Origin of the sequence: Scleromatobacter humisilvae (genome assembly GCF_023231945.1) — a bacterium.
Taxonomy (GTDB): domain Bacteria; phylum Pseudomonadota; class Gammaproteobacteria; order Burkholderiales; family Burkholderiaceae_C; genus Scleromatobacter; species Scleromatobacter humisilvae.
Genome location: NZ_JAJLJH010000008.1, coordinates 86,961 through 104,667 on the forward strand (window position 1 = coordinate 86,961; position 17,707 = coordinate 104,667).

The 17,707-nt window shown below is 70.3% G+C and carries 15 protein-coding genes; 14 read left to right on the forward strand and 1 reads right to left on the reverse strand.

The features are described from left to right. Positions 1–7 precede the first annotated feature (7 nt). Positions 8–2,155, reverse strand: a complete 2,148-nt coding sequence (locus LPC04_RS21750; RefSeq protein ID WP_275684388.1) for a hypothetical protein — start codon at positions 2,153–2,155, stop codon at positions 8–10. Between the two features lie 245 nt (positions 2,156–2,400). On the opposite strand from LPC04_RS21750, the gene LPC04_RS21755 reads away from it, so the two are divergent. The 14 genes from LPC04_RS21755 (at position 2,401) to LPC04_RS21820 (ending at position 17,704) form a co-directional block, all read left to right on the forward strand. After that, positions 2,401–2,799 (forward strand): MarR family EPS-associated transcriptional regulator, encoded by a 399-nt coding sequence (locus LPC04_RS21755; RefSeq protein ID WP_275684389.1) that lies wholly within the window; start codon positions 2,401–2,403, stop codon positions 2,797–2,799. 74 nt (positions 2,800–2,873) lie between these two features. Further along, on the forward strand, positions 2,874–3,761 hold the full coding sequence (locus LPC04_RS21760) for a WxcM-like domain-containing protein (RefSeq protein WP_275684390.1): 888 nt from the start codon (positions 2,874–2,876) through the stop codon (positions 3,759–3,761). After that, positions 3,758–4,534: an acyltransferase gene (locus LPC04_RS21765; protein ID WP_275684391.1), complete on the forward strand. Its 777-nt coding sequence runs from the start codon at positions 3,758–3,760 to the stop codon at positions 4,532–4,534. The genes LPC04_RS21760 and LPC04_RS21765 overlap by 4 nt, the downstream gene beginning before the upstream one ends. After that, a complete protein-coding gene (locus tag LPC04_RS21770) occupies positions 4,534–5,646 on the forward strand; it encodes a DegT/DnrJ/EryC1/StrS family aminotransferase (RefSeq protein WP_275684392.1) in 1,113 nt (370 codons plus the stop codon). Before LPC04_RS21765 ends, LPC04_RS21770 begins: the two co-directional genes overlap by 1 nt. Further along, positions 5,643–6,944 (forward strand): O-antigen translocase, encoded by a 1,302-nt coding sequence (locus tag LPC04_RS21775; protein ID WP_275684393.1) that lies wholly within the window; start codon positions 5,643–5,645, stop codon positions 6,942–6,944. Before LPC04_RS21770 ends, LPC04_RS21775 begins: the two co-directional genes overlap by 4 nt. Then, positions 6,941–8,047 carry a glycosyltransferase family 4 protein gene (locus tag LPC04_RS21780; protein WP_275684394.1) on the forward strand — a complete coding sequence of 369 codons (1,107 nt, stop codon included), beginning with the start codon at positions 6,941–6,943 and terminating at the stop codon, positions 8,045–8,047. Before LPC04_RS21775 ends, LPC04_RS21780 begins: the two co-directional genes overlap by 4 nt. 24 nt (positions 8,048–8,071) lie before the next feature. Next, positions 8,072–9,085 (forward strand): EpsG family protein, encoded by a 1,014-nt coding sequence (locus LPC04_RS21785; RefSeq protein WP_275684395.1) that lies wholly within the window; start codon positions 8,072–8,074, stop codon positions 9,083–9,085. Continuing rightward, the gene (locus tag LPC04_RS21790) at positions 9,016–10,812 is read left to right on the forward strand and encodes a right-handed parallel beta-helix repeat-containing protein (protein WP_275684396.1); all 1,797 of its coding nucleotides are present in this window, start codon (positions 9,016–9,018) and stop codon (positions 10,810–10,812) included. Before LPC04_RS21785 ends, LPC04_RS21790 begins: the two co-directional genes overlap by 70 nt. Positions 10,813–10,921: 109 nt before the next feature. Further along, complete coding sequence (locus tag LPC04_RS21795) at positions 10,922–11,938, forward strand: glycosyltransferase family 4 protein (RefSeq protein ID WP_275684397.1); 1,017 nt, start codon at positions 10,922–10,924, stop codon at positions 11,936–11,938. 11 nt (positions 11,939–11,949) lie between these two features. After that, entirely contained in the window at positions 11,950–12,741 is a 792-nt protein-coding gene (locus LPC04_RS21800; protein WP_275684398.1) for a hypothetical protein, read from the forward strand. Then, complete coding sequence (locus LPC04_RS21805) at positions 12,738–13,898, forward strand: glycosyltransferase (RefSeq protein ID WP_275684399.1); 1,161 nt, start codon at positions 12,738–12,740, stop codon at positions 13,896–13,898. The genes LPC04_RS21800 and LPC04_RS21805 overlap by 4 nt, the downstream gene beginning before the upstream one ends. Next, a complete protein-coding gene (locus LPC04_RS21810; protein WP_275684400.1) occupies positions 13,898–14,629 on the forward strand; it encodes a DUF2334 domain-containing protein in 732 nt (243 codons plus the stop codon). The genes LPC04_RS21805 and LPC04_RS21810 overlap by 1 nt, the downstream gene beginning before the upstream one ends. Position 14,630: 1 nt before the next feature. Further along, positions 14,631–16,577, forward strand: coding sequence for an asparagine synthase (glutamine-hydrolyzing) (gene asnB / locus LPC04_RS21815; RefSeq protein ID WP_275684401.1), 1,947 nt, complete (start codon positions 14,631–14,633; stop codon positions 16,575–16,577). Then, the gene (locus LPC04_RS21820) at positions 16,574–17,704 is read left to right on the forward strand and encodes a glycosyltransferase family 4 protein (protein ID WP_275684402.1); all 1,131 of its coding nucleotides are present in this window, start codon (positions 16,574–16,576) and stop codon (positions 17,702–17,704) included. The genes asnB and LPC04_RS21820 overlap by 4 nt, the downstream gene beginning before the upstream one ends. Positions 17,705–17,707: the final 3 nt, after the last annotated feature.

Below are 17,707 nucleotides of genomic sequence, written 5' to 3' on the forward strand. Positions count from 1 at the left end.
CGCGGGCTCACGGCGTCGTCGGCGTCGGCGCGAAACGCAGCCCGTCCATGTCCGCGGCCGAAGCGCGCACGGTCAGCTGCTTCTGGGTCGGGAAGTACAGCGGGTTGGCCATCAGCGTCAGCGTCAGGCCGTCGGCACCCGATGAATTGACCAGGATCTCGGTCACGCCGATGTCGGAGGTGTCGTTGAAGTAGAAGTACTGCAGCCGGTCATGGATGCTGGGGTCGGTGGCGGCGGTGTCCAGGCCGCCCAGGGCAGCCAGGCCATGCCAGGGGTCGACGGCGCCCGAGGCGTCCAGCGTGCGGCCGAACAACTGCACGTTGCCCGCGCCTTCGATGCCCAGCAGCAGCAGCGGCAGCCGCAGCATGCCGGTGTAGCCCGGCGGCACCCACAGCTTCATGGTGGACATGGGCACCTCGCTCCCCGGTTCGACGGAGTCCATCGCCACGTCGGTGGCGGAGTCGACCTCGAGATAACCGCCTGCGGGAAGCTGCACGGTGTTGTCCAGGGGCTCCGGCTCCGTGGACATGTAGGCGGTGCCGAGGTAGTTGTTGCCGGTCGACGCGAAGATGCCCGCGACCTTGGCCGAATAGGCCCACGAACTGAGGGGCAGCAGCGGCGTCTGCGGGTGCGTGATCAGCGACGGATCCTGCGCCAGCTCCGCCACCCCGACGATCTGGCCGTGGCGATCGGTGTAGTAGGCCTCCAGGTAGGGGTCGAAGACCTGCCAGTGGCCGTCGACCATCACTTCCACCGTGACGTGGCCCGTCAAGGCATATACGCGGGCCTGGTAGCCCATCGCGGTCCAGATCCGGTACAGCACCGCGGACTGTGCCTCGCAGTAGCTGGATCCGAGGGAGCGCAGCCAGAGGTCCGGCTGGAACTGGAAGGCGCTGATGGCCAGTTGCTGCGTGTTGCGCTTGTGGGCGACCAGGTAGCGCCAGGCCTTGCGATAAAGGGGTTCGCCGGAATACGCCACCGGCATGGCCACGATCTGCTGGATGATGCCGGACAAGTCCGCCATGTCCTGGCCGTTGAGCGCGAGGTGCACCGTCTTGTCCGTGCTGGCGTCGTTGACCAGCCGCATGCTGGCCGCCGCGGTCCCGTCGACGGTCACGCTGCCCTGGAGCGCATTGACGATCGTGCCCGTGGACGTGAGCGCCACGCTCGCCCTGGTGCTGACGGGGGCGTCCGCGCTGCCGCCGGTGTCGGGGCCGGCCGCCAGCGCGACGAGATCCTGCGCCTTCGCCGCCGGGGCCTGCGCCAGTTGGTACTGCGCCATCACGAGGTCGGAGCCCAGCGACAGTTCCTGGCCCGTCGCGCCGACGGCCTGCAGCGCGACCGTCTGCGTGGGGAATTCGCTCTTCTGGATCTGCAGCGCGAGGAAGGACAGGCCTTGGCTGCGCGCACCGTCGATGGCCACCGCCAGCTTGCCGGCGTCCGGCGTCTGGACGTTGGCCTCTTGCCGCAGCCTGTCGGCCTGTGTCGCGGCCCACGCCGGGTCCGAGATGGCGGCCGAGAACGCGCACAGCTGCGACAGCGTGTCGCCGTGCCTGTCCATCACGCTGGACCAGCCGGTGAAATCCACCTTGGGGCCGACGCCGAGCCTGCGCGCGGCCTGCATGTAGGCGGAGGCGGCATTCAGGAGCCAGTCGTGATCCGGAGCGGGCAGCGTGGCGGTTCCGGTCAGGTACTGCGCATCCAGCGGCGCCGCGAGGGCCGGACAGTTCGTGGCCAGCAGGTTCTTGATGTCGCTGGCAGCATCGGTACTGGACACGCCGCCGACCATCAACTGGTCGTACCAGGTGGTCAGGGGCGTCACCTCGAGCTGCGCGATCGTCGACACGTTGCCCAGTCGCGCCGAATAGACCGGCTGCACGCGGTCGGGAGAGGTCGTGTACAGCGCCTCGATGCGCGAACCCATCAGCTGCCTGCTGAACTGGAAGCTGCCATCGGCCGCAGTGGGGCTGGAGCGTTGCAGTTCCCTGCCGGACTGGCCGTACTCGATCAGGACCAGGCCGCTCGCCGCGGGATAGACACGGCCGTTGGTGACGAGCGGTTGTTCGGCGGGGGAGCCATCGCCGCCGCTTCCGCCGCCGCCGCAGCTTGCAAGCGCTCCGGCCATCAGGATCGGAGCAGTGAATCGAAAAAGCATCGTGCGGATTCGCGAGGCCCGGAATGCAGCGGTGTTTGCAGGAATCACGTTCAGGATGACAGTTTGATGAACCTCCAAGTCTACTGAACGGATGAGCAGGAATGCATTCGGAAGTGCCCCGCTTTTTGCGTCCAAATGCTCGATTGGGTCACTGCCGCCACGAGGGTGGACGAGCCCGCAACATCCGTTCACGCATGTGTCGGTTCGGTGATCGAGCCGCGGTCCCTATAATGCTCGTTCACAGCATGAACAGACTCACCCACCTTCAAGCCGGCGCCTCCGACGAACTGGAGCTGGCCGCCATGCGCCAGGTGTCGGCCGAGCCGGTCGGCTCGCAGCGCGAGCTGGCGGCGCGTCTGGGCATCAGCGTGGGCAAGACCAATTTCCTGCTGCAGGCGCTGCTGCGCAAAGGGCTCGTGAAGGTCGAGAACTTTCGCCGCAGCGATCACAAGATCGGCTATCTCTATCTGCTGACGCCGTCGGGAATCGCGGAGAAGGCGCGGCTCACCCGAGCGTTCATCGCGCGCAAGGAAGCCGACTACGCCCACCTGCACCAGCAGATCGCCGCGCTGAAGGCCGAACTGGCGCGTGGGCCTGCGTCCACCGGCGACAGTGCCGACGCCGTGCCTCCGCACGCGCCCTGATCCGTCCGCCCCGGCCGCGACCGGCCGCACCCGACTTTCCACCGATTGCATCGCCCATGTCACCTCCCGCACCCATGACCGATCGAGACGTCGCCGCGACGATAGACCCGCAGGCCGTCATCGATCCCCACGCCGTGATCGAGAACGGCTGCGTCGTGGGCGCCCGCTGCATCGTGCGCAGCGGCGCCCACCTGGGTGCCGGCGCCTGGCTGGACTCGGACGTCGTGGTCGGCCCCAACGCGACGCTGGAGGCCGCCGGCACCGACTTCGACACGTCGCGCGTGCGCGTGCACTCCGGCGTGCGCATCGGCGCCAACGCGACGATCTGCGCCGGCGCGACGCTGGCCGACCGCTGCGAGATCCGGCCCGGCGCGGTGGTGACGCGCTCGGTGCCGTCCTGCGCCATCGTCGAGGGCAACCCGGCCACGATCATCGGCTACGTCGATACCGAGTTCGACAACCTGCCCCGCTCGACGACGGCGGGGCGGCGCGCGGCCTCCGTGGAACAGACGCCGGTCAAGGGCGTCACCGTGCATCGGTTTCCCATCCATCCCGACCTGCGCGGCAACCTCACCGTCGGCGAGTTCGACCGCCAGGTGCCGTTCACGCCGCTGCGCTTCTTCATGGTGTTCGGCGTGCCCAGCCGCGAGATCCGCGGCGAGCATGCGCACCTGGCATGCCATCAGTTCCTGATCTGCGTCGAGGGCAGCTGCGCGCTCGTCGCCGACGACGGCAACAAGCGCTTCGAAGTGCTCCTGGACGATCCGAGCCTGGGCGTGTACCTGCCGCCGATGACCTGGGGCATCCAGTACAAGTACAGCGCCGACGCCAAGCTGCTCGTCTTCGCGTCGCATCACTACGACAGCGCCGACTACATCCGCGACTACCGGCAATACCTCCAGCTCGTCGCCCGCCGCGACGGCGCGGGCACGACATCCACCACGGCGCAGGAGCTGCCATGATCCACCCGACCGCCCTCATCTCGCCCAAGGCCCGACTCGGCCGGGAAGTCAGCGTGGGGCCGTTCACGGTCATCCACGACAACGTGGAGCTCGGCGACCGTTGCTCGATCGGCTCGCACTGCGAGATCGGCCACCCCGCGCCGCGCGCGGAGGGTCGCCCGCTGGTGATCGGCAACGACAGCCTGATCCGCTCGCACAGCGTCTTCTACGAAGGCTCGACCTTCGGCCCCGGCCTGACCACGGGGCATCGCGTCACGGTGCGCGAAGGCACGCAGGCCGGCATCAACTTCCAGATCGGCACGCTGTGCGACATCCAGGGCACCTGCACGGTCGGCGACTACACGCGCTTCCACAGCAACGTCCACATCGGGCAGCACTCGACCATCGGCAACTACGTGTGGATCTTTCCGTACGTCGTCCTGACCAATGACCCGCATCCGCCGAGCTCCGTCATGCGGGGCGTCACGCTGGAGGACTTCGTCGCGGTCGCCACGATGTCGATCGTGCTGCCGGGCGTCACCGTCCGCCGCGGCGCGCTCGTCGGCGCGCACAGCTCGGTGAGCCGCGACGTCGACGCCGACACCGTCGTCGCCGGCGCGCCCGCCAAGTTCGTCTGCCCGACGGAGCAGATCAAGCTGCGCGACGGCTCGGGCCGTCCCGCATATCCATGGCGCCGCCACTTCACGCGTGGCTATCCCGACGACGTGGTCGCCCGATGGCTGGCCGAGTTCGGCGAGGGCCGGCAGGCGGCAAGCAACCCGGAGCACGATTGATGATCCCGTTCCTTGACCTCAAGGCCGTCAACCAGGCGCATCGCGCCGACCTCGTGGCCGCCTTCGAGCGCGTCCTCGACTCCGGCTGGTACATCATGGGCAACGAGCTCACGCGCTTCGAAGCCGAGTACGCCGACTACTGCGGCGCGCGCGAATGCGTCGGCGTCGCCAACGGGCTCGACGCGCTGACGCTGTCGCTGCGTGCGCTCGGCGTCGGGCCGGGCGACGAGGTGATCGTGCCGTCGAACACGTACATCGCCACGTGGCTGGCCGTCAGCCACGTCGGCGCGACGCCGGTTCCGGTCGAGCCGGACGACCGCACCGCCAACGTCGACCCCGCCCGCCTGGAAGCGGCGCTGACGCCGCGCACGCGCGTCATCATGCCGGTGCACCTCTACGGCCAGCCGGTCGAACTCGCCCCGCTGCTGGCGTTCGCGCGCAAGCACGGCCTGAAGGTGGTGGAGGACGGCGCGCAGGCGCACGGTGCCCGCTACAAGGGCGAGCGCCTGGGCGCGCACGGCGACATCGTCACGTGGAGCTTCTATCCCGGCAAGAACCTCGGCGCGCTCGGCGACGGCGGCGCGATCACCACCAACGACGCGGCGCTTGCCGCATCGATCCGCGAGCTGCGCAACTACGGCTCCAAGGCGAAGTACCACAACGACGTGATCGGCTACAACTCGCGTCTCGACGAGCTGCAGGCCGCGCTGCTGCGCGCGAAGCTGCCGGCCCTCGATGCCGAGAACCGCCAGCGCTCGCTGATCGCCGAACGCTATCTGCAGGCGCTGGCGGGCACGAGCCTTCAGCTGCCCGAGGTCCATCCCGATTGCGAATCGGCGTGGCACCTGTTCGTCGTGCGCCACCCGCAGCGCGACGCGCTTGCGCGCCTGCTGGCCGAGCGCGGCATCGGCACGGTCATCCACTATCCGATTGCGCCGCACCTGCAGCCCGCCTATGCCCCGCTGGGCATCGCCGCGGGCACGCTGCCGATCTCCGAGCGGCTGCATCGCGAGGTGATCAGCCTGCCGATCTCGCCCGTCATGAGCCTGCAGCAGGCCGACGAGGTCGCCGCCGGAGTCCGCGCCGCGCTCGAATCGTTGGCCGGCGCATGACGCTCGTCGGCACGACGCTGCTGAACGGCATCGCCGTCCTCGCGCGCCTGTTCACCGGACTCGCCCTCAACAAGGTGCTCGCGGTCATGGTCGGCCCCACCGGCTATGGCGTCATCGGCCAGTTCCAGAGCTTCGCCGGCATGATCGTCGCGCTCGCCAGCGCGCCAGTGACCAACGGCGTCGTGAAGTACACGGCGGAGTTCGGCGGCCAGCCGGAACGCCGGGCGGCCGTGTGGCGCACGGCCGCCACGCTGGGCCTGATGCTGTCGCTGGGCCTGGCCGTCCTGATGGTGTGCTTCCAGCGCCCGCTCGCCGCCTGGTCGATCGCGGATGCGGATCGCTCCTATCTCGTCGTGATCCTGGCCTGCGCGCTGGCCTTCATGGTGCTCAATGCGCTGCTGCTGGCGATCCTCAACGGGTTGAAGCAGGTGCGCGCGCTGGTCGTGGCCAACATCGCCGGCAGCGTGATCAGCGCGCTCACGGCGATCGGCCTGGTTACCTGGCAGGGATTGAACGGCGCGTTGGCCGCGCTGGCAGTCAGCCAGTCAGTGGCCTTCGTGGTGACGCTGTTCATCTTCCGCCGCCAGGTCGGTGCCTCGCTGCGCAGCATGGTCGGGCGGCTGGATCCGCAACTGGCCCGCGGCCTGGGCCGCTTCGCCATCATGGGGCTGACCAGCGCCATCGTCGTGCCCATCGCGCAGATGGTGATGCGCGATCACCTGGCGCGCACCCTCGGCTGGTCCACCGCCGGACTGTGGCAGGCCTTGTGGAAGATCAGCGAGACGCACCTGCTGCTGCTGACGTCGACGCTGTCGGTCTACTTCCTGCCGCGCTTCGCCGAGATCCAGGACGCCGGCGAGCTGCGCCGCGAGCTGAAGCGCGGACTGGCCTTCGTCATCCCGCTGGTGCTGTGCACGTCGGGCCTGCTGTTCTTCGGGCGCAACCAGATCGTCAGGCTGATGCTCAGCGACCGCTTCCTGCCGATGCTGGACGCGTTCGGCCCGCAGCTGCTGGGAGACATCCTCAAGGTCGTCAGCCTGGTGCCGGCCTACACGATGCTGAGCCACGGACAGACGCGCGTCTACGTGGTCACCGAGATCCTGTTCTCCGCGGTGCTGGCCGGGCTGACGGTGTGGTTCTCGCAGACGATGGGCCTGCGCGGCGCCGCGCTCGGCTACGCGGCCACCTACGCGCTCTACGGCATCACCATGTGGTTCGTGCTGCGACGGCTGCTGGCGCGGCTGGGCAGCAAGCCCGCCCCCGACCTCGCGATCGCCGCCGAGGCCGCCCCATCATGAGAATCCTGATCCCGATCACGAACTTCGGCCACGGCGGCGGCGCCCGCGTGCTGTCGCGCCTGGCCAGCGCCTGGACGGCCGCGGGGCATCCGACCGACTTCCTGGTCGACGCGCGGTCGCCGCTGCCCTATTTCCCGACCGACGCCGGCATCCGCCGGTTCGACAGCAACGGCCTGGTCGATGGGCCGCCCCCCGAAGGCGCCGCGTTCGCGTCCTCGGGCAACGCGCTGTCCATCTATCGCGGGATGCATCGCGGCCTGAACGCCATCGGCGGTTCGTACGACGTCATCCTCGCCAATCATTCGCTGACCGCCTGGCCCGTGCGCTTCGCGAGCACCGGCGCCGCGCGCAAGTTCTACTACGTCCAGGCCTATGAGCCGGAGATGTTCCAGCTGGACCCGGGCTGGAAGTCGGCCGTGCTGCGCCATTTCTCCGAGTGGAGCTACCGCCTCGCGCTGACCCAGATCGCCAACTCGCCGATCTACGTCGACCACGCGTCGATCCGCGCTCGCACGTGGATTCCGCCGGGCCTCGATGTCTCGGTGTTCCATCGCCGGTCGACGATGCCCTCGTTCCGGCAGGACGACTCGCCCGTCGTGATCGGCACCATCGGCCGCAGCGAGGCCACCAAGGGCACGATCCACGTCATCGAGGCCTTCGAGCGCCTGCATGCGATGAACCCGCGCTTCAGGCTGCGCGTCGCGTTCGGCAACCTGCCCGAGGGTTGGTCGCATCCCGGCCTCGAGGTCGTCGTGCCGCGCGGCGACGACCAGCTCGCCGCGTACTACCGCTCCGTCGACATCCTCGCCGCGCCAGGCACCGTGCAGCTCGGCGCCTGCCACTATCCGGTGCTCGAGGCGATGGCGTCGGGTACGCCGGTCGTCACGACGGGCTACCTGCCGGCCTCGCCCGAGAACAGCTGGCTGGTGCCGGTGCGTGACAGCGAGGCCGTCGCCAAGGCCATCCTGGACGTGGTCGCCACGCCCGAAGCGGTGTTGGCCAGGCGCCTCGATCTCGCGCACGCGGCCGTCCAGCGCTTCTCGTGGGAGCAGGTCTCGCAGGATTTCCTGCAGCAGTTCGCCGCCGCGCCGGCGCCGCGCTGAAGCGCATCCGATTCCGCGCCCGCCATGATCCTGCTCCTGCTCGTCGCCGTCTCGCTCGCCGCGACGCTGCTCGCGCGGCTGGCGCCGCGCTGGGACGGCGCGCTGGCATGGCTGGTCGGCGCCGTGCTCGCGGCTTGCGCGGGCCTGTTCACGCAGGGATTCGACCACGAGGAATACGTCGCCACCATCGAGACGACGCGGCAGTTGTCCGACGAGCCGCTGGCGCTGCAGCTGTTCTCGGCGAAGGACCCGGTCTTCCTGTTCATCATCGACCTGGCGGGGCTCGTGACGGACAACGTGCAGCTGGTCTTCGCGATCGTGGCCGCGCTGGCGGTCTCGACGAAGGTGCTCGCGACGGCGGCGCTGCCGAAGAAGCGCACGGCGTTCATGGCGCTCTATGCCGTCTTCGTCGCGCCGGGACTCGAGTTCGCGGCCATCCGCGCGGGCCTCGCGATCGGACTGATCATGCTGGGCTACCTGGCGGTCCGGCGCGTGCGATGGCGCGCGCTGTGGATCTCGCTGGGCCTGGCCAGCCACATGTCGGTGCTGTTCGTGGTCGCGGGCCGCATCTGGCCGCGCTGGTGGCGCGCCATCCTCATCGGCCTGGTCGTCCTCGTGCCCATCGCGTTGCCGGCATTGCTGTCCTTCGTCGAGGAAGACGCGCGCTACATCCAGTACCTGGACAACCGCGGCACGCCGCTCGCGTTCATCATGCCGGGCGCGACGCTGCTGTCGCTGCTGCTGCTGTCCAGGAGCCTGCGGGGACGCCTGCCGGCGCACCATGCGGTGCTGTCGAAGGACAGCCTGACCGCGTCGTATTTCGTCGTGGCGATGTCCCTCATCCTGACCTTGCCCGTCGTTACCGCGGCCACGCGCGTGATGGAGCTGGCCTGGGTCTTCATGCTGCTGCAGTTCCTCGCGCGCGACCGCATGATGCACCGGCGGGTGCTGGCGTTCCAGGCCGCATCGTGGTGCATGATGATCGGCGTCCTGTCGCTGTCGAACATCCTGCGCGGGCTTTGGGCGGTATTGCTGTGACCGCTTCCATCGACCGAGACGTTCCGATGGCCCGCCCCGCGCAAGCAACCTGGACCGCCGCCATGCCAAACCGCTCCCGGACGCGTTCCCGGCGCAACATCCTCGGCCTCGCCGCCGCCGCATGGGCGTTACCGAACCTGGCCGCGATGGCGGCTGATGAAGGCGCCGCGGACGCCGGCCATGTCTCTGCGCTGGCCTACGGTGCCGATCCCCAGGGCCTGCAGGACAGCACGAAGGCGCTGAACGCCGCCCTGGCCGACACGATGCTGAACGGCAGGCCGTCCAACGCAGGCCGGGTGCTGCGGATCCCCAAGGGCGTCTACGTCGTCTCGGGCACGCTGAAGATCGGAAGCGGCCATCGTCTCGTCTTCGAGCCGGGGGTGCGCATCGACGCGACCCGCCTGCCGTCGGAGGAGACCAGCCTGTTCGTGGCGGCGGGCCAGTCGGACATCGAGCTGGCGGGCAACGGCGCCGAACTGATCGGCAGCGCCGCGCACGCGCGCCATGGCGTCGAGGGCAGCCAGACCGGGATCCTGATCTACGGCAGCAGCAACGTGGTGGTGCGCGACTTCCGGCTTCGCGGCTTCGCGACGGACGGCTTGTGCGTCGGCGGCGAGTCGTCAGGCAACCGTCCGTCGCGCAACGTGCGCATCGAGAACTGCGAAGTCCGCGAATGCCGCCGCAATGCGTTGTCCATCGTCGGTTGCGACGGCTGCGTCGTCGTCGGCGGCCTGTTCGCCGCCAGCGCCGGTGCGCCCCATGGGCCGTGGGCGGGCATCGACGTCGAGCCGAACGAGAACCAGCAGGCGATCGGCGTCAAGCTCGTGAACGTGCGCACGCAGGACAACGCGGGGCCGGGACTGCTGTTCGTGCCGGGCGCGTCCTCGGTGCGCAAGGACGCGCGCTTCGACGTGGAAGTGGTCGGCGGCGAAAGCCACGGCGACGGCTCGCTGGACGACTACCCGGCCGTCCGCTTCGCATGCGGCGGCCTCATGGCCAATCCCGTCGCGGGTCAGGTCGCGCTGCGCAAGTTCCAGGTCGTCTCGCCGAAGTCGAGCGGCGTGGGGTTCACCAACTGGGACGCGGACAAGGCGCCGCTGGCCCTGCTCGAGGACGTGTCGGTGCTCGACCCCGACGGCACCGGGAACGCCCGCTCGAACGCGGCGCGCACCGGCTTCGTCATCTACTGCGACCATCGCCAGGCCGTGCAGGCGCTCGGCAACATCCGCCTGGTCCGATGCCGGGCCGAGGACCGCCGCAAGGACGCGCGCATGGTTCGCGGCGGCATCCTGGCGGTGGATCCCGGCAAGTCGGTGCGCAAGGTCGCGGTTGTCGACTTCTCTGTGAAGAATGCGCTTTCGACACTGAAATACGACTTCAGCACGCTCGCGAGCGAGGTGCCGGGAGGCCTCGCCGATGCGAGCGTCGAGTACACGAAGCAGGCCGCCGTCGACATGGACACGGACGCGTCGCTGCACGAGATGGGCGGCCGCAGCCTCCGGGCCACGCGCTCCGGCCTGCACTTCCTGTTGCCGCAGGCCGCCAACTGCCGGGGCTTGGCCATGATCGTGTCCGCGGCCGACGCCGTCCAGGGCACGACCATCGCGACCGAGGGCGGCGACCACATCCGTCCCGCGAGAGGCGCGGAGGGCAGGCAACTGATCCTCGCGCCGGGCCGGCTCGTCACGCTGAAGTCGGACGGCGGCTCGGCGTGGGTGGAGCAATAGCGCCGCCGCAACGACCTCTCGCAACGCCTCACGCACGTCCGATCGGGCCGTCGGCCCCGGCTTCCAGCATCGCCTCCGCTAAAATTCGACCTCGCTCATTGATGCCCACATGAAGATTGCTGCGCTGACCCAGGGACAGAGCATTCCCTCGGCACGATTCCGCATCCGCCAATTGATCGCGCCCCTGCAGGCAGCCGGCATCCAGATCGACGAACTGGTCGGACGGCCGGGCGCGTATCCGCCGCCGGGCACGGCGGCCCGACTGGGTTGGGCCGCGGCCGCCCTGGGCGACGCCGCGCGCCGCGCGTGGCGCTCGCGGCGCTACGACGCCTCCATCGTGCAGCGCGAACTGATCTCGACCCTGCCCAGCCTCGAATCCTGGGCCGGCCGGCCCATGGTGGCCGACATCGACGACGCGATCTGGCTGAACCGCGGCGGCCACGCCGCCGACAGTCTCGCCAAGGCCGCCGACCACATCGTGGTGGGCAACGACTACCTGGCCGAGCACTTCGCGCGCTACGGCAAGCCGGTGTCCGTCATCGCCACCGCGGTCGACGTGCAGCGCTTCCGTCCCGTCCCGCGGGACCCGGCCGCGCCGCGCGTGATCGGCTGGTCCGGCACCTGGGGCGGCTATCTGTACTTCGAGCCCTTGCAGGATGCGCTGGCCGCGCTGCTGCGCCGCCACCCGGACTGGCGGCTGCGTTTCGTCTCCGATCGCCCGGCCACGCTGGACCGCCTGCCGCCAGGGCAGGTCGAATACCGCTCGTGGAGTCCCGACACCGAAGCCGCGCTGACGGCCGACATGGACATCGGCCTCATGCCGCTGGACGACAGCCTGTGGTCGCTGGGCAAGTGCAGCTACAAGATGCTGCTCTACATGGCTTGCGGCGTGCCCGTCGTGGCGACGGATCTCGGGATGAACCGGGACGTCCTCGCGATGCGCGAAGTGGGCCTGGGCGTGCGCACGCAGCAGGACTGGGTCGACGCGCTCGAGCGGCTGATCGGCGACGATGCGCTGCGCCAGCGCATGGGCCGGCAGGGCCGCGAGCTCGTCGTCGAGCGCTTCAGCCTGGAGACGATCGCCCACCAGTGGCGCCAGGTTCTGGCGACGCTGCCAACGCCCTGATCCGGATACCCATGACCGTACCCCTCTTCATCGATCGCCGAAAGTCCGGCCTGCGCGTGCGCGACGTGTTCTTCGCCGAGCACGCGCGGCAGTTGCCGCCGGGCAAGGTCGACCTGCTGTATTTCCTGCAGTCGCCCGTGGCCGCGCCGCGGTCGACGGACTTCTACACCTCGCTGATCGACCTGCGCCAGGACGAGGAGGCCCTGCTCGAAGGCATCAACAAGGGCGTCCGCTACGAGATCCGCCGCGCGCGCGACAAGGACGGCCTGCAAGCCAGCTTCTGCGTGCCCGACCAGGCTCGGCTGGACACCTTCTTCGCGTTCTACGACGCCTTCGCCGCGTCGCGCGAGCTGACCCTGGCGAACCGCGACAAGCTCCTGGCCCTGCGCGCCGCCGGCGCGCTGCAGCTCGCCTGGATCGCCGATCCGGGCGCCGCCGACGCGGGCTGGCTCTGCGCCCATGCCTACATCGTCGATGGGCGACGCACGCGCCTCTACCACTCGGCCAGCCCGGTCGGCGAAGCGGCCACGGCCGACCGCCAGCGCATCGGCCGCGCCAACAAGCTGCTGCACTGGCAGGCGCTGCAGCACTTCAAGGCCGCGGGCGTGGCTTGCTACGACATGGGCGGCATCTCGATGGGCGAGGCGCTCAAGGCGATCGACGACTTCAAGCGCAGCTTCGGCGGCGAGCTGGTCAAGGAGTTCAACCGCATCGAGGCCGCGAGCCTGCGCGGGCGACTGGCGCTGGCGCTGCTGGCGATGAAGGATCGCCTGCGCGGCTCCGGCGGGACGGCGGCCGAATGAAGCAGCCCTTGGCGCGACCGCTGCTGCACGTCATCGCCGGCCTCAGCCCCGGCGGGGCGGAGAATTTCCTGCTCAAGCTGCTGCAGCGCGACGAGGTGCTGCGCGCCCATTCCGCCATCCTCAGCGTGCGTCCGCAGGACGACCTGCTGCCGAAGTTCCTGGCGCTCGGCATCCCGGTCGAACGACAGCCGCTGCAGGCCGACTGGCGGCTGCCGCTGCGGCTGTGGCGCATCCACCGCCGCATCCACGCGCCCGGCACGCGCCTGGTGCAGAGCTGGCTCTACCTGGCTGACAGCATCGCCAGCCTCAGCGCCCAGGTGCTCGGGCGGCTGCCACTGGCCTGGGGCATCCGCAGCAGCCATGGCGCGCGCGGCAAGCGCCTGACCGGGCTGCTGGCGCAGCGGCTCAATCCGTGGCTGTCGCGGCGCTACGTGCAGCGCATCGTCTGCTGCGGCGAACGCGCGCGCGAGGCCCACGCCGCGCTGGGCTACGCCCCGGACAAGCTGTGCGTCATCCCCAACGGCTACGACACCCGCAGCCAGCGCCGCGACGCCGCCGCGGGTGCCGCGCTGCGCGCGCAACTGGGCATCGCGCCCGGCGCGCCCGTCGTCGGCATGGCGGCGCGCATCGACACCTTCAAGGATCACGACACCCTGCTCGCCGCCGCCGCGCTGCTGATCGAAGAGATGCCCGGCCTGCGCCTGCTGCTGTGCGGCAAGGGCACCGACGGCGAGACGCTGCGCCGGCGCGCGCAGTCCCTCGGACTGGGCGACCACCTCATCGGCCTGGGGGTGCGCCACGACATGACGGCCGTGTATTCGGCCCTCGACGCGCACGTGCTCTCGAGCTTCACCGAAGGCTTTCCCAACGTCGTCGCCGAGGCCGCGCTGCACGGCTGCGTCAGCTTCAGCACGCCGGTCGGCGAGGCGCCGGAGATGCTGGGCGACCCGCGCTGGCTCGTTCCGGTCGGCGACGCCCCTGCGATGGCGCGCGCGCTCGCCGATTGCCTGCGCCAGTCGCCGCAGCAGCGCGCGGCCTGGGCTGACGCGCAACGGCAGCGCATCGAGCAACATTACGAGCTCGAACGGGTGGCGGCCCTGTATCGCCAGACCTACAACCAGCTGGTCCCCGGCCTGCTCCCCACGGAATCCGCCTGATGAGCCGCTTCATCGTCCGCTTCGACGACATCTGCCCCGGCATGGACTGGTCGCGCTTCGCGCCGTTCGAGGCCTTCTTCGCGGCCCATCCGCGCATCAAGCCCCTGCTGGGCGTCGTGCCGGACAACCGCGACCCCAAGCTCGACGTCCAGCCTCGCGTGGCCGACTTCTGGGCCCGCGTGCGAAGCTGGCGCGACCAGGGCTGGACCATCGCCCAGCACGGCTACACCCACGTCTACAGCCGGCCCGGCGGCGGCCTGCTGGGCATCGGCAGCAAGAGCGAATTCACGGGGTTGCCGCTCGCCGAGCAACAGCGCATGCTCGCCGCCGGCCAGGCCATCCTGCAGGCCGAAGGCGTGTGGCAGCCCTACTTCATGGCGCCGTCGCACAGCTTCGACCTCGACACGCTGCGCGCCCTGCGGGCCCTCGGCTTCAAGGGCGTGACCGACGGCTTCGGCGTCTATCCTTACGAGGTCGAGGGCCTGACCCTGGTGCCGCAACTGCTGGCGACCCCGCGACACCTCGGCTTCGGCCTCTACACGATCTGCCTGCACACCAACGAGATGAACCCGCAACGCACCGACGCCATGCTGCGCTTCATGGCGGACCACGAACACGCGTTCATCGGCTTCGAGGAGGCGCTGGCGCGCCGCGCACCCGCCGGCCTGGGCGCCCCGCTGCGGGCCGTGACCCAGGCCGCACTGCACGCCGCACGTCGGCGGAGGCACTGACATGTGCGGCATCGCGGGACTCTGGCAACTCGATTGCCAGCTGGGCGACGATCAAGGTCGGGCGCGCGTCAAGGCGATGACCGACGCGATCTCGTATCGCGGCCCGGACGGCGAAGGCCTCTGGTCGGCGCCCGAGCGCGGCATCTACCTCGGCCACCGTCGGCTGGCCATCGTCGACCTGTCGCCGGCGGGCGCGCAGCCCATGGCGTCGGCCGGCGGGCGCTACGTCACCGTCTTCAACGGCGAGATCTACAACCACGTCGAACTGCGCAAGGCGCTGGATGCCGAGGCCCCGCCCGCCTGGCGAGGCCACTCCGACACCGAGACCATGCTCTACGGCTTCGAGCGCTGGGGCATTCCCGCGACGCTCGAGCGCGCGGTGGGCATGTTCGCGCTGGCGGTGTGGGATCGGGAGGGCGACTGCCTCTGGCTGGCCCGCGACCGCCTCGGCGAGAAGCCGCTGTACGTGACGCAACGCGGCCAGGCGGTGGCCTGGGCGTCGGAGCTCGGCGCGTTGCGCGCGGGCGGGATGCTGCGCGGCGACATCGACCCCGAGGCGCTGGCCTCGCTGCTGCAGCATGGCTACGTCGCCGAGGGCCGCAGCATCGAGGCCGGCGTGAGCCAGCTGCCGCCGGGCCACTGGCTGCGCATCGCACGCGACGGTACGCGCACGCAGCAGGCCTACTGGCGCCCGTTCGAGGCGGCCGAAGGCCCCGCGCTGGGCGATGCCGAGGCGCTGGACGAACTGGAGCGCCTGCTGCGGCAGTCGATCGGCCTGCAGCTCATGGCCGACGTGCCCGTGGGCGCCTTCCTGTCGGGCGGCGTGGACTCGTCGCTGATCGCCGCGCTCGGGCAGAAGCTGTGCGACGGCGGGCTCACCACCTTCACGATCGGGTTCGACGAGGCCGCCTACAACGAGGCCCCGCAGGCGGCCGCCGTGGCGCGCCATCTCGGCACCCGGCATCGCGAGGTGACCGTGCGCGGCGCCGACGCGCTGGCCCTGGTGCCGCGCCTGTCCACGATGTACGGCGAACCCTTCGCCGACCCCTCGGCCCTGCCGACCGCGCTGCTGATGCGCGCCGCGCGCCAGGAGGTGACGGTGGCCCTGTCAGGCGATGCCGGCGACGAGCTCTTCGGCGGCTACGGCCGCTACCTGCAATACCCCAGCACCTATGCCGCCACGCGGCGCGTCCCCGCGTCGCTGCGACGGCGGCTGCCCGGCTGGCTGGGCGACAACGGACTGGTCGACGCGGTGGGCCGCACGGTCGGCCGGCCGCAACTGGGCGACCGTGTCCACAAGGGCCTGCCGCTGCTCGCCAGCCGGGACTTCCCGGAATTCGCGCAGGGCTTCGCGGCGCTGTGGCGCGATCCGGCCGAACTGATGCGCACGCCGGCGCCGAGGCGTCCGCGCGGCTACGGCGCGCTGCCCGGCGCGACGGATGCGCTGCAGCAGGCCGAGGCCATGAGCCGACACGACCTCACCGGCTACCTGCCTGACGACATCCTCGTCAAGGTCGATCGCGCGGCGATGGCCGCCAGCCTCGAGACGCGCACGCCGCTGCTCGATCACCGCATCGTCGATTTCGCGTTCCGGCGCCCGATGCAGCAGAAGATCCGCGCGGGCCGCGGCAAATGGCTGCTGCGCGAACTGCTGCAGCGTCACGTGCCGCTGGCCCTCGTCGACCGTCCCAAGCAGGGCTTCAGCGCCCCCATCGGCCCGTGGCTGCGCGGCGAGCTGCGCGAGTGGGCCGGCGACCTGCTGCAGACGTCGCTCCTGCAACGCCAGGGCCTGCTGCACGCCGAGCCCGTGCAACGGTGCTGGAACGAACACCTCGCCGGCCACCGGGACTGGTCGCGCCGCCTCTGGCCGGTGCTCATGCTCCAGCAATGGCTGGCCGACCGGGACGCGTCGCGCGCCCGCCCTGAACCCGGAGCGCCGACCTCTTGAAGATCGCCATCGTCGCCAACACCGCCTGGTACCTGTACAACTTCCGGTTGAACCTGGCCAGGGCGCTTCGTACCCATGGCCATGAGCTCGTCTTCATCAGCCCGGCCGATCCTTATGCGGCCAAGCTGCAGGAGGCCGGCTTCGCGCACCGCCACTGGCCGCTGTCGGGCACGGGCACCAACCCCGTCAGCGAGATCCGCAGCGTCATGGCCCTGCGCCGCCAGTTCCACGCCGAGAAGCTGGACGCCGTGTTGAGCTACACGCCCAAGGGCAACATCTACAGCGGCGCGGCCCTGTTCGGGCGGCCCAGCGTGCTGCTGCCCAACATCTCCGGCCTCGGCGCGGTGTTCAGCGCCGGCGGGCCGCTGGCCGCGCTGGTGCGCGGGCTCTACCGGCTCGTCATCTCGCGGCGCGCGGCCCACGTGTTCTTCCAGAACGAGGACGACATGGCGCAGTTCATCGCGGCCGGCATCATCGAGCCGGACCGCGCGGAGCGGCTCATGGGTTCCGGCGTCGACCTGCAGCGCTTCGCGTTGCGTCCGCTGCCGTCGGCGACCCGCGGCGAGGTGACGTTCCTGCTCGTCGCGCGCCTGATTCCCGAAAAAGGCATCCCCGAATACGTCGAGGCCGCGCGGGCGTTGCGGGTGCAGGGATCGCGCGCCCGCTTCCAGCTGCTCGGCGCGGCGGACGAAGGGCGCGGCCTGAGCCTGGCCCAGATCCGCGCCTGGCAGGACGAGGGCCTCGTCGACTACCTGGGCACCTCCGACGACGTCCCCACGGTGATGGCGCAGGCGGACTGCCTGGTGCTGCCGTCGTACTACCGCGAAGGCGTGCCGCGCTCGCTGATCGAAGGCGCCGCGATGGGACGCCCCGTCATCACCACCGACACGCCGGGCTGCCGCGACGTCGTCGATCCCGGCGTCACCGGTTGGCTGTGCCAACCCCGGAGCGCGGAATCGCTGCGCCAGGCCATGCAGGAGTTCCTCGACATGCCCGCGGCGCAGCGCAGCGCGATGGGCGCCCGGGCGCGCGAACGCGCGGTGCGGCTGTTCGACGAATCCGCCATCATCGACCGCTACACCAGCGCCCTGCTTCATCACGCCCGGGATGCCCGGCGCGGCGCCTGAGGC

What these genes read in the sequence shown, in the direction of transcription:
- LPC04_RS21770 (WP_275684392.1), top strand. Translation starts at nt 4,534, where the DNA reads ATGATCCCGTTCCTTGACCTCAAGGCCGTCAACCAGGCGCATCGCGCC.
- LPC04_RS21780 (WP_275684394.1), top strand. Translation starts at nt 6,941, where the DNA reads ATGAGAATCCTGATCCCGATCACGAACTTCGGCCACGGCGGCGGCGCC.
- LPC04_RS21750 (WP_275684388.1), bottom strand. Translation starts at nt 2,155, where the DNA reads ATGCTTTTTCGATTCACTGCTCCGATCCTGATGGCCGGAGCGCTTGCA.
- LPC04_RS21785 (WP_275684395.1), top strand. Translation starts at nt 8,072, where the DNA reads ATGATCCTGCTCCTGCTCGTCGCCGTCTCGCTCGCCGCGACGCTGCTC.
- LPC04_RS21755 (WP_275684389.1), top strand. Translation starts at nt 2,401, where the DNA reads ATGAACAGACTCACCCACCTTCAAGCCGGCGCCTCCGACGAACTGGAG.
- LPC04_RS21765 (WP_275684391.1), top strand. Translation starts at nt 3,758, where the DNA reads ATGATCCACCCGACCGCCCTCATCTCGCCCAAGGCCCGACTCGGCCGG.
- LPC04_RS21760 (WP_275684390.1), top strand. Translation starts at nt 2,874, where the DNA reads ATGACCGATCGAGACGTCGCCGCGACGATAGACCCGCAGGCCGTCATC.
- LPC04_RS21800 (WP_275684398.1), top strand. Translation starts at nt 11,950, where the DNA reads ATGACCGTACCCCTCTTCATCGATCGCCGAAAGTCCGGCCTGCGCGTG.
- LPC04_RS21810 (WP_275684400.1), top strand. Translation starts at nt 13,898, where the DNA reads ATGAGCCGCTTCATCGTCCGCTTCGACGACATCTGCCCCGGCATGGAC.
- asnB (WP_275684401.1), top strand. Translation starts at nt 14,631, where the DNA reads ATGTGCGGCATCGCGGGACTCTGGCAACTCGATTGCCAGCTGGGCGAC.
- LPC04_RS21805 (WP_275684399.1), top strand. Translation starts at nt 12,738, where the DNA reads ATGAAGCAGCCCTTGGCGCGACCGCTGCTGCACGTCATCGCCGGCCTC.
- LPC04_RS21775 (WP_275684393.1), top strand. Translation starts at nt 5,643, where the DNA reads ATGACGCTCGTCGGCACGACGCTGCTGAACGGCATCGCCGTCCTCGCG.
- LPC04_RS21795 (WP_275684397.1), top strand. Translation starts at nt 10,922, where the DNA reads ATGAAGATTGCTGCGCTGACCCAGGGACAGAGCATTCCCTCGGCACGA.